This is a genomic window from Serratia plymuthica (genome assembly GCF_018336935.1).
In the GTDB taxonomy this organism is placed as follows: Bacteria; Pseudomonadota; Gammaproteobacteria; order Enterobacterales; family Enterobacteriaceae; genus Serratia; species Serratia plymuthica_B.
Map to the genome: position 1 here is coordinate 742,716 of NZ_CP068771.1, position 13,814 is coordinate 756,529.

Annotated in this window: 6 protein-coding genes; 3 read left to right on the forward strand and 3 right to left on the reverse strand. The window is 61.1% G+C overall.

The genetic code is table 11. From position 1 onward, the window contains the following. Positions 1-94: 94 nt before the first annotated feature. The gene (locus tag JK621_RS03510) at positions 95-1,693 is read right to left on the reverse strand and encodes an ABC transporter substrate-binding protein (protein ID WP_212558656.1); all 1,599 of its coding nucleotides are present in this window, start codon (positions 1,691-1,693) and stop codon (positions 95-97) included. A 340-nt stretch (positions 1,694-2,033) separates the two neighbouring features. Here JK621_RS03510 and JK621_RS03515 point away from each other — a divergent pair, with 340 nt between their 5' ends. Then, positions 2,034-3,380, forward strand: coding sequence for a condensation domain-containing protein (locus JK621_RS03515; protein WP_212558657.1), 1,347 nt, complete (start codon positions 2,034-2,036; stop codon positions 3,378-3,380). Positions 3,381-3,423: 43 nt separating this feature from the next. Here the strand turns inward: JK621_RS03515 and JK621_RS03520 are convergent, their stop codons facing one another. Both JK621_RS03520 and JK621_RS03525 read right to left on the reverse strand, forming a co-directional pair. Next, a complete protein-coding gene (locus JK621_RS03520) occupies positions 3,424-6,516 on the reverse strand; it encodes an amino acid adenylation domain-containing protein (RefSeq protein ID WP_212558658.1) in 3,093 nt (1,030 codons plus the stop codon). A gap of 72 nt (positions 6,517-6,588) precedes the next feature. Further along, entirely contained in the window at positions 6,589-8,181 is a 1,593-nt protein-coding gene (locus JK621_RS03525; protein WP_212558659.1) for a condensation domain-containing protein, read from the reverse strand. Between the two features lie 504 nt (positions 8,182-8,685). Between JK621_RS03525 and JK621_RS03530 the strand changes: the two genes are divergently transcribed. Together JK621_RS03530 and JK621_RS03535 are read left to right on the forward strand one after the other, a co-directional pair. Next, positions 8,686-10,809, forward strand: a complete 2,124-nt coding sequence (locus tag JK621_RS03530) for a TonB-dependent receptor (RefSeq protein WP_212558660.1) — start codon at positions 8,686-8,688, stop codon at positions 10,807-10,809. A 100-nt stretch (positions 10,810-10,909) separates the two neighbouring features. After that, entirely contained in the window at positions 10,910-13,813 is a 2,904-nt protein-coding gene (locus JK621_RS03535; protein WP_212558661.1) for a condensation domain-containing protein, read from the forward strand. The last annotated feature ends 1 nt before the right edge of the window (position 13,814 follow it).

Here is a 13,814-nt window from a genome sequence, read left to right on the forward strand (position 1 = left end):
TGCCTTGCTAAGGTGAGATTCGATAGGCATTGAGAGTAACGAAATGTTACAGGAGAGAAAAGCGCCGGGTTTGAATTTATCCCGGCGCCGGGTTTTAGTTCGCTTTCGCCTTGGCGAAGTCACTGCCGTTCACGTCAACCACATAGCCGCTGACGTTGCTGCGGGTGGCGTAGAACACCTTGCCGTTAGCCAGCGGTAACCAAGGGGTTTGTTCGGCAAAAATCACCTGCGCCTGCTGATAAAGCTTGGCGCGTTCTGCCGGAGCGCTCACCTGAATCGCCTTCTGGATCAACCGATCGTAGCCTTTGTCGCACCAGCGGGCTACGTTGGCACCGGTTTGCACGCCGGCGCAGCCGAGCAGCGTGGCGAAGTTGTCCGGGTCGCCGTTATCCGACATCCAGCCATACAGCGCGCTCTGCTGTTCCCCTTTGCGCAGCCCGGCCAGATACTGGCCCCATTCCCAGGTGACGATTTTGGCCTTCACGCCCACTTTCGCCCAGTCGCTCTGGATCATCTCGGCAATGCGCCGTGAATTAGGGTTGTATGGCCGCGCCACCGGCATCGACCAGATATCGGTTTCAAAGCCTTTTTCCAGCCCGGCCTGTTTCAGCAGCTCGCGAGCCTTCTGCGGATCGTAGGCATAGTCTTGCAGTTTCGGGTTGTACCCGAGCATCGTTGGCGGCAGCACCGAATTGGCCGTTGTACCGCTGTCTTTGAATACCGCCGCGATAATCGCCTTTTTGTCCACCGCATAGCTCAGCGCCTGGCGAACCAGCACGTTATCAAAAGGTTTCTTCTGGGTGTTGAACGCCAGATAGCCGACGTTCAGGCCGTTGATGCTGTGCAGTTGCAGGTTTTTGTCGTTCTTGATGGCGTCGAACTGCTCCGGCAGCGGAGCGGGAATGATCTGGCACTCGTTGGTTTTCAGCTTGGCCACCCGGGTCTGCGCATCCGGCGTGATGGAGAAAATCAGGTGTTTGCTGGCCACCTCGCCTTGCCAATAATGCGGGTTGGCCACGTAGCGGATCAGCGAATCCTGCTTGTACTGCTGCAGCGCGAACGGGCCGGTGCCGATAGGCCAGTTATCCACGTACTCCGGCGTGCCTTTCTTCAGCATGGCGTCGGCATATTCTGCGGAAAGAATCGAGGCGAAATCCATCGTCCAGTCGGCCAAAAACGCGGCGTTGGGCTGGCTCAGCGTAAAGCGCACGTGGTCGTTATCCACCGCTTCGACGTTGGTAATCAGCTTGTCCAGCCCGGTGTCGGTAAAGTACTCGTAGTTACCGCCGGATACCTTGTGGTACGGATGATTAGCGTCTTTTTGGCGCATCACGGTGAACACCACGTCCTCGGCGTTGAAGTCGCGCGTCGGGGTGAAGTATTTGTTGCTGTTGAATTTCACGCCCTTGCGCAGCGTAAAGGTGTAGGTTTTGCCATCCGGGCTGATGGTCCACTCGGTGGCCAGCGAGGGGGCAGGGGTTTTATCGCTTTCGCGCAGCGTCAGCAGGCGGTTATACAGCACCTGCGAAGTGGCGATAAACGTCGGCCCGGAGCTGGCGAGTTGCGGATTGAAAGACTCCGGCGAGGCGACTGTGCAATAGACCAGCGTATCGGAAGCTGCCAGCGCGCTGCCCGCCGCCAACAGGCTGGTTCCCGCCAATAGCAGGCTTGCAGTTGTTTGTTTTAAAAGCATAAAAGTGATAGCTCCCTCAGGTTGATGGGGGACACTGCCGCCGCTGTGGCATTCAGGCAGCCCCCGGTTTAACTATAATGAGACTTTGCGGATCTGGGAACGGGTGGCGGCGGATTCCTTTCCGGTTATTGCGTTGATCGCCAACATTTCCACCGCCGCCGGCGAACGTTTTTTACCTCGATAGTCCCTTTTTCCGACATGCATTAACCTGTTGCTCTATATTTATGAAAATGATAATAAGTGTTATTATCATTTTCATTTGTAACCATGTTGAAACACTTTCAGCGCGTTGCGGCCGTCGTTTTCCTGGTCTCCCTGTCGCATATCAAAGGTAGGTAACATGTCGGAAACCCTTTTGGCTACTGAATGGCTGCCGCTGTCGCCGGCGCAGTTAGACTTCTGGGAGGAGTTTAGCCTGCATCCCGGGCAGCCTTTTTCCACCGTCGCTCACGTCACCGAATTGCGCGGAGCGGTGGACGAGGCGGCGCTGTGTCGGGCGATAACCCTCACCGTTGCAGAAACGCAGGCGTTTGCGCTGCGGTTTGGCACCCGCAGAGGCGATCGGTTGCCGATGCAGCGCTACGATCCCGAACGGGTGCCACGTCTGCAGCGTATTGATTTGCAGGAACATCCCGACCCATATCAGGCCGCGATGCGGCTGATGCAGGCCGATGCCGAGCAGCCGATGGATCTGCATACTCAACCTATGGCGGCCGTGTGGCTGCTCACTCTGGGGCCGACGCGCTATCTCTGGTACCTGCGTGCTCACCATATCATTATCGACGGTTACGGCATGGCGCTGGTCGAGCATCGCTGCGCTACGCTGTACGCGCATTTTCTCGGCAAGGGCACGGCGGGGCATGCATTGGGCGCCTTTAGCGCCTTCCAGCAGCATGAACTGGCCTACGGGGCTTCCGAACGCTGCGACAAGGATCGTCGGTTCTGGCAGCGTTATTTACCGCCGTCGCAGGTGCTGCCGACGGTGCGTAAAGGCGGCCGGGAATATGGCGTGAAATGCCTGAGCACCAGCACGCCGCTGCCGGAGGACATTTCACGGCGGCTGCGCCTGTTGTCCGAACGCAGCGGCATCGGTTGGCCCGATCTGCTGCTGGCACTGTCCGCCGCCTGGCTGTTTTTTACGTTGCCGCCCTTACCGCATGAAAGAGGGGATACGCGCACCCTGTGGATGCCGGCGATGAATCGTCGCAGCAGCAACGCGACCAATACGCCGGCTTTGGCGGTCAATACGCTGCCGTTTCTGGTTTCACTGCGTGCCGAAGAGACGCTGGGGCATTTCCTGTCCGGTGTCACGCAAACGCTGCGTGAATTGCGCAGCCACGCCGGTTATCGCCTGCGGCAGATTGCCGCCGATCGCGGCGTGACGCCCGCTTCGCGTTTGTTTATTTCCCCGTTTATCAACGTTCAGCCATTTGACTCGGCCGGTTTCAGCGGCTGCACCAGCACGCGCCGGGTGCTGGCAGGCGGTGCCGGCGACGGGATTAACCTGATCTTCCGTGGCGGCGCTGACGCCGGCGATCTGCATTTGGATATCGATGTCTTTGTGCAGCAGTTCCCCACCGCCGGAGCGGCCAACTACCGAAGCGCCTTGCAGGGCTTTTTGCAGCGCGCGTTGCGGGAAGGCGCGTTGGAGAGGGCGATCGGCGAGTTGGTGGCGGTGTCCGCCTGATGAAAGCGGGCAGGGGATGACCCTGCCCGTAGGGGATTGACGGTTAGCGGGCCAGCAGCGCGGCGACCTCCCGTGCGTTCTTGCAGGGGATCAGCGCCGTTGGCGGCAGTTGGGTGCCAAAGGCGTCATTAAGCCGTGCGGCCACCTGGCGGATGTGCGGCAGTTTCAGCCCCATGCTGATAAAGGCGGTTTCCTCCCCCCACTCAGGATGCGGCGGCGTGCCGATGGCCTGCAGATAGATGGTCAGAATTTTGCCGCTCAGTACCGGCGGCGCGCTCGGCAACGGTGCTGCACAGGCGTTCAACCCGGGAGCCGCCCGCCCGGCCCCGAGCGCGGCGCGGATGGCGTGACGGTCGGTTTTGCCGTTGCCGGAAAGCGGCAGCGCTTCGGCGTGGATAAAACGCGTCGGGATATGTGTACAAGGCAGATAGCCGGTCGAGAAGGCGCGAATATCCGCCAGCGACAGCGGCTTGCCGTCGTGGGTGAGGTACATCGCGCCCAGCGTCGATTCGGCATTTTCCCCGCTCGGATAATCCACCACCACGATGTCCAGAATCGCCTCATGCCCGCGCAGCACGTCTTCGATCTCCGGCAGCGACACGCGCACGCCGCGGATTTTCACATAGCCGTTCACCCGGCTGGCGAACAGGATGTTGCCGTCCGGGCGATAGTAGCCCTGATCGCCGGTGCGGAAGGCCCGCAGCGGTTGCCCGTCGGGGCCATGCAACGGGATGAAGTCATGTTGCTTCACTTCGCCGTCTTCCAGATAACCTAACGCCAGATTCACCCCCGCCGTATGAATGCGGCCCACCACGCCGGCCGGGCAGTGCGTGCCGTCGTCATGGCAAATAAAGTATTGGTTGCCCGGCAATGGCCGGCCGTAGGGCACGGTGCCGGTGTCCTGCGCTGCAATCGGATGCCAGATGCTCCAGATAGTGGTTTCTGTCGGGCCGCCGAGTGAGAACAGGCAGATGTCCGGGCGCAGGCTACGCAACGTCTGCACCGTCGCCGGTTTGATGTAATCGCCGCCCTGAGCCACCAGCCGCAGTGAGCGCAGGCTGTCGGCCGTTTTGCAGGTGAGCAGCATTTCCAGGATCGCAGGCACGGAACACCACAGGCTGACGCGGTGGCGCTCCACCAACCGGTTCCAACCGATGGCGTCTTTTTCCTGATGCGGCGCGGGCAGAACCAGCGTCGCACCGGCGCTGAGCGAGCCGAACAGGTCAAACATCGACATATCGTGGTGCGGCGGCGTCACGGAGATAAACACATCATCGGCGGTGACCGCCCAGCGTTGCAACGTCTGCCCAAGCACGTTGGCGGTGGCGCGGTTGTTGAGCACCACGCATTTGGGTTTGCCGGTGGTGCCGGAGGTGTACAGGTAATAGCCTGCCTCGGTGCTTGCGCTGCGCTCCGTCAGCGTTTGGTCGCCCGGCAGTTGAGGCGTGCCCGCAGCCGGATCGAGCAACTCCGTCGGCGTCACCCCGTGCGGGGTATCCAGCTCGCCCCGATGCACCACCAGATCTGGCCGGCAGTTGCTCAGCAGATAGGCGGTGCGTTCCGGCGGCGAGTTGATGTCGATCGGCACCCAGATAACCCCCAGCAGCGCACAGGCCAGGGAGATAGTCACGTGTTCCGGGCTGCGCGCCAGATACAGCGCCAGCACGCTGCCGCGCCCCAGATTGCGCCGCTGCAGGTTGGCCATGACGGCCCCGACCTGGCGACCCAACTCAGGATAAGACAGGGTCTGCTCATCGCAGATCAGCGCCGGTCGCGGCTGTGGGTCGTTAAACAGCCGTTCGGCCAGCTGCGTCAGGTAGGGATAAGCGGTGAATGCCGCTTCGCCGTAGTTATGGCGATAGTGCCGATAATCGATAAACCGCGCCGGGGCGATCTCCAGATCGCTGTCCTGGCACATGTGCGCCACCCGGCGTTGCAGGGCGTCCAGCATCGCCCGCACCTGTTCGCCGTCCAGCGCCTGTTCGGCGTAATCGACGCATAGCTGCAGATTTTTGTCGGCGTCCTGCGTCAGGCGGATGTCGATCGCGACCTGTGGCGTTTGGGTCAGGCCGTCGTGGTAGCGGACCGGCGCGCCGGCCGACAGCGTCTCCCAGCTCAGGCAGTTGGTGAGAATGACCGGCAGCGCCGGGGCGCCCTGGCTGCGGTTCAGCAACTGCCGCGCCAGATCAACGCCGGAAAACGTCAGGTGGTCGAGAGCGCCCAGTATATCGTCCTGCAGTGCCTGTGCGCGGCTGACAAAGGTACCGCCCGCGAGTGAGTAACGCACGGCGACAAAGGTGGACGCGTTGCCGTGCGAACCGCCCGCCGCAGGAAATGCCACCGGCACGCCCACGCACAGCTCGCCGTCGGTGGTCCACTGCGCCAGCGTATCGAGGATCACCGCCGAAAGGGCGCTGTTGCGCAGCAGCGAATGGGCAGAGCCCAGGCGCGAGAAGGTTTTTAGCACTTCGCGCGGCAGGGTCAGGCTGGCGCGTCGGTAGCGAGAACTTTTGATGTTGGCCAGCGGGATGCGCCACGGCAACGCCGAAGGCGTGGTGACGTCCTGCAGTTTGGTCTGCCAATAGGCGGCGTCGGCCCGGCGCTGTTCTGCCGTTGCGGCGTCCGGCGGGGTAGCCGGTGCGATTGGCGGCAACGGAGCGTCATCGAACAGCCGGGCAATCAGGGTGGCGATGCCCTGGCCATCGAGGATCAGCGCGTCGAAGCTGGTGAAAATCAGCGTGTCGTAGCGCCCGATGGCGTCCTGCGTCTCCGGCAATTGAATGGCGGCAATGCGCCACAGCGGCTGCGCCGGATCGTGGCGCTGGTGCGAATACTGCTCGCGCAGGGCGGCCAGCCGTTGCTGCGCCGTATCATGCTCCAGCGAGCGCAGATCGTGCCGGTCCAGGTTCAGCGTGGTTTCCGGCCGTACGCGCTGGGTGAAACGCTGGGGATCGAGGCAGGTACGCAGCGCGGGATAGTGCTGCACCAGTTCGGCCAGCCGGGTTTCCAGCCGCGCCAGATCCAGCCGTTGGCCGCGGTATTCGCGGAAATCGTGCATTGCCACGCCGCCGAGCGGCCACTGTTCGCTGCGGCCGAGGAGGTAAGCCTGTTGCAGCGCGGTTAATGGTGTCTCCATGGTATTTCCCTATTGTCGCTAACCGATGAAAAAGAACGCAGGGCGCGTGGGGGCGGCGCGCCCAAAGCCGAATCAGACCTGAGGTGCCAGCACTTTCAGCAGCATCTGCGCGCCTGCGGCGGCGTTGGGGTCACGCTCGCAGATCAACGCGGCCAGCGCTGCCGGAGTGGGGTGCGCCGCCAGATCTTGCGCGGTCAAGGCTACCGGCAGGTATTTATTGAGCACCCCGAGCAGGGCGAGCAACGCGGCCTCCGGCAATGGCAGGGCGGTGATGTCGTCATCGTCGCGCAGCCTGACGCCCGGCGCTACGCGCGCCAACAAAAGGTGCAGCAACTGGCGTACCGGGGTTTGGGTTTCCGGCAAGCACTGTGACAGCAACTGCGCCAATGGCCGCCTGAAACTGTCGGGGTGGTGCGCCGCCTGTTGCAACAGGGCGCCGTAGGTGGCAAACAGCCGCTGCGGCAGCCGGTCCGGGAAGGCATCCATCCGCAGATCCCAGTTGATCAAAATACCGCCGTTGGCATGCGCCACCTGGGCGTCCAGCGCTACCTGCGGGCCCTGGGAAATCACCCAGTCCAGCGGGCCAAAGGTATGGGTGACCTGGTCGGAAAACAGCGCTTTGCCGCGAATGCCGAAACCGGCGGTGAACACCACCGGCGAAGGTTGCATGCTGCCGTGCAGGCGCGACAGGTCACGCATCACGCTCACGCCCGGGTAGTCGGCATGGGCGAGCAATTCCGCCAGTTGATCCATCAGGCGGCGGCAGAAGGCGGGCAAGTTTTCCGCCGGATTGAGCTCTACACCGAGCAGCACCAAATTGGAGAAGTCGCCAATGATGCCCTCCACGCCTTCCGCATCCCGGTGGAACAGCGGCACGTTGAGCCGGAAGCGTCGCAGGTTCCAGCCGTGGCCGACGGTAATGGCGAACAGTGCCAGAAACAGGGCGGAAAGCGTGACGCTATGCGCTTTGGCGGCATCTTCCAGCGCTTGGGTTTCTCTTGCGCTCAGCTGCAGCGCCAGCCGATCGCTCTGGCAGCGTTCCGGTGCGCGCAGCAGGTGGGGCGCGGGCGGCAGTTGCGCCAGGCGTTCGCGCCACCAGGCCTGAGCGCGGGCGCGCCGCTCAGGTAGCTCCGCGTCGGCATGGTGCCGCTCCAGATAGTCAAAATAGGGTACGCCGTCGTTGTCCGGGGCGGCCGGGCAGTGGTGATAAAAGCGCGCCAGATCCTCCATCAATACGCGAAATCCCATGGCATCGCCGGCGATCATGTCCAAATCCACATGCAGCCGGCTGTGTCCTTCCGGCAACAGACTGAGGCTGATGTCGCAAGGAACGCCCTGTTCCAGCGGCAATTTCTGGCTGCTTTTTTGCCGGCGTTTGGCGCTCAGCGCGTTGGCCATCTCGGGGGCGTCGGTATGGCGGAAGTCGTCGATATGCAGGCAATGACGCGGACCGCAGGCATCAATGGTCTGTTGACCGTCCGCCGTGATGCGCAGGCGCAGCATCGGGTGGTGCAAATAAAGGGCGGTCACGGCCTGTCTCAGTCGTTCGACGTCCAGGTCGCAGCCGTTAAATTCCGCATACAGGTGGGCGGAGACGCCCCCCAGCGGCGCTTCGGATTGCCGGCCCACCCAGTAGGCGGCCTGCATCGTGGTCAACGCTTTCATTGGGTTTCCATCAGTATTGAGAGACGGGAAGAATATATTCCAATGTTAATAAGAATGAAAATTATTACTATTTTTATTTGTTATTGTAAAACGAAGTCGTCATGAGGGGCGGATGCGTATCGACCTCATGGGGTAAATGAATATTTTCTATATAATTTTGTTTTATATTAATTTTTAATGAAATTATTGCGATTTTAAATGACAGAAAAAACCGGTTTATTGGCCTTCCTGCGGTGTGGTTTCTAGCCTGCTCATCTTTCTTCATTGATAATGATTTGCATTAAAATATGTAAAACATTATCATTATTAACATTTCTTTACGTTTCCAGACAAAAATACTGCATCCGCCCGCTGTGCGTCTGGGGGGAAGCCGTCTGCGGCAGGGATAGGCAACAGCAAGGCCAGGGAAGGCCGCAATGCCAGTGTTAGTGTGAGTATCAGCGTCGTTACCTATGTGAAAACAATCAAATTTTTGTGCATCTGGGATGAAAGGAGAATACATCTATGAGCAAGAATTCAGCGGCTCAAAGGCATAAAACCGTAGGAAACAAGGAAAAAGCGGGCTTACAGGCCATCGGGGCATTTTCCTCACTCTTTTTGGGGCTGTGCTCTGTGTCTGTGGGGAACGTTAACGCAGCAGCGCCGGACGATAAGGTGCAGGAAGCCGCCGACGGCAAACGTCAAGGCAATTGGCAGGACTCGGAGAGCCTGCTGGTCACCGGCGAAAAAATTAAACGCACCATTTTCGATACCGGCTCCAGCGTGCAAGTGTTCGACAGCGAACGGATTTCTTCCATGCCGAATGCGTTGCAGGTCACCGATTTGCTGCGCATGACCCCTAACGTGGTCGATTTGGGCATTGGCAACAATTTGCCGACCGTGCGCGGCATCGACGGCTCCGGCCCGAACGTCGGCGCCAATGCTTTCCTCAGCGGCACTCGCCCGCGTCTCAATCTGTCAATGGACGGCCGTTCTCTGACCTATAACGAGCAGGCATTTGGTCCGCAGTCGCTGTGGGATCTGGATCGCGTTGAAGTGTTTCTCGGTCCGCAGAGCTATATTCAGGGGCGCAACGCCATCGCCGGCGCCATCGTAATGACCAGCAAGGATCCGACTTTCGACTGGGAAAGCGCCTTCAAGGGCGGAGCCGGCAACCAGCATTCTTCACAGCTGTCCGCCATGGCCTCCGGCCCGCTGGTGGAGGACCAACTGGCGTTCCGCGTCAGCGTCGATCGTCAGCGTCGCCGCAGCGATGTCGACCTTCCCGCTTATGAACCGGTAGGGGATCCGCGTGAGGTTGAAGCCACCACCGCTCGCGCCAAACTGTTGTTTAACCCGGCAGGTATGCGCGAGCTGACCACCAAGCTGACCTTTAACCATTTTGGCAGCACCTCACCGCAAAACGAGAGCCTTAACCCGTTGGTTCACCCGACTAACCCGCGCCACGATCCGCGCCGTGCGGTGTTTAAAAGCAATACCAACAGCAGCGTCTGGGATCTGGCCTGGGAGCAGTCCGACAGTCTGACGCTGGAAAACCGCGTTATTTACACCGACTTCAATATTAATCGTCCCACTGCCTACAATATTCAGTATGCGGAAATCGACGGTAAAGAGGTACATGTGGAGCCGGTGGCGCGCTTTGGCGGGCCGGACAGCCGCCTGCGAGGGCTGGCGGGGTTGCGGTATTTCCACGCCAAGCAGGATGAGTTCGTTAATATTTTCGGCGGCTCCAGTTTCAAGGATAAAACCGACACCCACTCGGCCTTTGCCGAACTGACCTACGCCATCACGCCACAGGTGGATATCACGGCCGCCAGCCGCGTGGAGCGTGAACATCGCCGGCGTACCGGTGGCAGCAACGCCGTGCGTATCGATTTCGACGAAACCTACGATGTGTTCCTGCCGAAGCTGGATCTGGCCTGGAAACCGACGGACGCGCAGACCTACGGCGCCAAAGTGGCGCGCGGCTATAACGCCGGCGGCGCCGGCATCACTATCGGCACGCCGGTGGTCAGCTACACCTACGGCTCCGAATATGTCTGGAACTATGAACTGTATTCCCGCCACCACCTGAAAGACGCCAACGTCATCCTGACCAGCAACATTTTCTACAACGACTACAAGGACATGCAGCTGCCTTACTCCTTGGGTGAGAACTCCAGCGTGATCCGCAATGCCGACAAGGTGGAAACCTACGGCGCGGAAATGGGGGCGACCTGGCAGCCGCGTTGGGACTTCGAGTTGTTCGGTAACGTCGGCCTGCTGAAGACCAAGATCAAGAAGTTCTCGGGCAGCGGCGTAGATGGGCACGAACTGGCGCGTGCGCCGGCCTATACCGCCAACATGGGGGCCAAATATCAATTGATGGCCGGGCTGGAACTGAGCGGCAACGTGGCGTTCTCGGACTCCTACTACTCGCAGTACGACAACGACTCACGCGGGCGTATCGGTTCTTACTGGTCAGCGAATACCCAACTGGCGTACACCTTCGCCTATGGTCGCGCCACCCTGTATGCGCAGAACCTGTTTGACTCGGAACGTCGCGTGATGGTCAGCGGCAACGACGTTTATACCGCGACCCAGCAGCGTCCGAGCATGATTGGTGCCGCACTGGAACTGACATTCTGATAACGGGCTTTGTCAATTGCCTGCGGGGCGTGCAAACGCCCCTTTTCGTGACAAGCGTTCCCCGACGTTCCGGTGCGACCGGGCACAAGGAGATAGAGCAGTGAGCGGTTATTTTGACAGTATTCTGAGCGACGACGAGGCCCAGCGTCTGGATCTGGCGTTCAAGACGCTGGGCGACCGGGCGGCGGATGCCTCGCAGCCTTTGAGTGAGGCGGAAGAGCTGGCGTGGTTCACCCATCAGCAGCGGGGAGACGGCGGCAGCCAACAGGCGATGGCGTGGCGGTTGGGCGGTGAGCCGGATATCGGCAGGTTGGCCAGCGCGCTGGAAGCCCTGACGCGGCAGATGCCGGAGCTGGACGTCCGCTATGATTTCGATGATGAACGAGGTTTGCGCAAGCTGCGCGGCAATGCGCCGCTGAACCCGGTGGAGATTCAGTCGGTGGCGAGCGAGGAACAGGCGCTCAGCCGCTTGTTGCAGGCGCAGGCCACACCGCTTGAACTGGCGCGGGAAGCGCCGCTGCGCTTTTTGGTGTTCACGGGCGCAAACGCCGTGCTGGGCGTGGTTGCGCACGATATTTTGGCTGAAACGCTGTCATGCCGGCAGTTATTGACCCGGCTGTCGGCACTGTATAACCGGCAGGAGCCGGCATCGATTTATGCCGCCTTGCCGCCGATGGGGTTAAATGCGCGATTGCCGGAAAGTGCCGGTCTGGCGCTGCCGTGGCCGCGTCATGCGGCGGCGCTGCGGGACTATCGCTCGGTTGTGCCGCAGGATGGCATTCTGGCGCAGGCCGGCGTACGCGTCGCGACCCGCGTTGCGCGCAGGATGTTGCCTGCCGCCGAAAACCCGGCGCAACTGCTGGCGGCAGTCGCCGTTCGCTTCGCCGGTTTTATCTCCGCCCAGGCCGGCGGGCAGCCGTTGCAACTGTGCGTGCCGCAGGGGGATGCGCAAGAGGCTATCGGCCTGGAGAGCTGGACGGGCACCGCCCGCTTGAAGCGCCTGACTTTGCAACATTCTGATCCCGACCCATTGAACAGGCTGTTGGCGCAACAAATGGCGGAAGAACCGAATCCAGACCTGGCCCAACTGTTGGTGACCTGGCTGGCGGATCCGTCGGTGGCTTTGCAGCTCGATGGCGTGAGCGCCGAGCGCCTGTTGTTGCCACCGCTGCATACCCCCTTTGAACTGGTGCTGGCCCTCAGCCTGCCGGATCCCGACTCGGTGCTGCTGGAACTGGTCGCGGACCCAAGACTCACCCCACATGCCGCCCCTTTCCTGCTGGAGCAGTTTGTCGCTTCCCTTGCCGGGCAGAGGGTAGCGGCGGCGCTGCTCCCCGCCAGTGAACGGCCTATGGCGCCGGACGACGGGGCAGATGAAGAGATCGCGCAGCTGATTTTGGCGGAGTTCCGCGACGCGCTGGCCGCACCGGAGATGACCCTCGATGAAGATTTCTTCGATCGTGGCGGGCACTCGCTGGTGGCGACCCGCGTTATCGGTCGGCTGCTTAGCCTGCACCGCATCGAGCTTAACATTAACGATCTGTTCAGCCACGCCACCGCCCGTGGGCTGTCGGTTTACGCGAAACGGCAGGCGGCTGCGGCCCCGGTGGCGGAGCGGGTCACGCAGGAGCAGGGCGAAGCGGTGCAGGCGCCGCTGTCACTGGCGCAGCACTCTTTGTGGAAGGTTTACGAAGCTTTTGGTCACGACGAAATCTTCAACTTGCCGTTCGCCATCTGTTTCCTCGATCCGGTGGATGAAGGGGCGTTGCGCCAGGCGTTTATTGACGTGATGGTGCGCCACAGCGTATTGCGCTCGCTGTTTATCGAGCAGCAAGGCGAGGTGCGTCAGCAGGTGGTGCCGGCCGTTGAGCTGCCGGACTATGCCTGGTTCCGTTTCTCCCATGAAACCCCGGCCGGCGACGCGAGCGAAATGCTGGCCAAAGCCGGTGAACACCGCTTTAACCTGGCCACCGAGCTGCCGCTGCGCGCCACCTTCCTGCGCGACGCGGCAACGGGCCGGCAGTTGCTCTCGCTGCTGTTCCACCATGTGGTGCTGGACGAGTGGTCGCTGAACCTGATGATGGAAGAGCTGGGCATTGCCTACCGCCATCGCGTGGCGGGGCAGCCGCCGACGTGGAAAACCGGGGTGCCGCAGTTTTATGCCTTCGCCCGGCAGCAACAGGCGAGCGGCGTCAGGCAAAAACACCTGGATTACTGGCTCGATAACCTGCGCGATGCGCCGGTCGGCCAACCTTTGTTCCAGCAGGAGCCTTCACACCATCCTGCGGTACCGGCGGAGGCCGATGTCAACGGCGGGTGGCTGGAGTTTGACGTCGATCCGGCGGTGGCCGATGGGCTGTACGCGCAGGCCAGAAAGAACAACGCTTCGCTGTTCAATGTGGTCTATGCCGGCATTACCACCGCCCTGCGCCTGCTTGGCGGCCCGGCGGACCTGCTGGTGGGCACCTCGACCTCCGGCCGTAACGACGCCGAATTCTTCGACACCGTCGGCTACTTCACCACCGTGGTCGTACATCGGGTGCGTTTCGCTGACTCACTGACGCTGGCAGGTTTGATCGACCAGGTCAAAAACACCATCAACGGCTCGATGCCCTATACCGACATCCCCATCGATCTGGTGGAAGAGGGGCTGTTTGGCGCGCACGCCGATCGCAAGAATCACATGTTCGAAGTGTTCATTCAGATCCACAGCCGCATCAAGCTGAACGGGGAATTCACTCTGCAAGACGGCAGTACGGTGGCATACCGCCAGGTAGAGCCGGAAAAAACCGAATCGCTGCTTGGCCTGCAGTTCGAGGTGATGGAGGAAAACCTCGACGGCGTGAAATCCCTGCGCGTGATGATGACCTACCGCACCGATCACTACACCGCTCAGCAGGCGGGGCTGATCGCCGGCGCCATTGAGCACGTGTTCTCACATTTTGCGCAGCACGCCGGTGGGGATATCCCGCTGTCGGCCTTATCGCCGGTGCCGCAGGAATGAC

Coding starts and splice junctions, on each gene's coding strand:
- JK621_RS03530 (WP_212558660.1), top strand. CDS start 8,686: ATGAGCAAGAATTCAGCGGCTCAAAGGCATAAAACCGTAGGAAACAAG.
- JK621_RS03525 (WP_212558659.1), bottom strand. CDS start 8,181: ATGAAAGCGTTGACCACGATGCAGGCCGCCTACTGGGTGGGCCGGCAA.
- JK621_RS03510 (WP_212558656.1), bottom strand. CDS start 1,693: ATGCTTTTAAAACAAACAACTGCAAGCCTGCTATTGGCGGGAACCAGC.
- JK621_RS03520 (WP_212558658.1), bottom strand. CDS start 6,516: ATGGAGACACCATTAACCGCGCTGCAACAGGCTTACCTCCTCGGCCGC.
- JK621_RS03515 (WP_212558657.1), top strand. CDS start 2,034: ATGTCGGAAACCCTTTTGGCTACTGAATGGCTGCCGCTGTCGCCGGCG.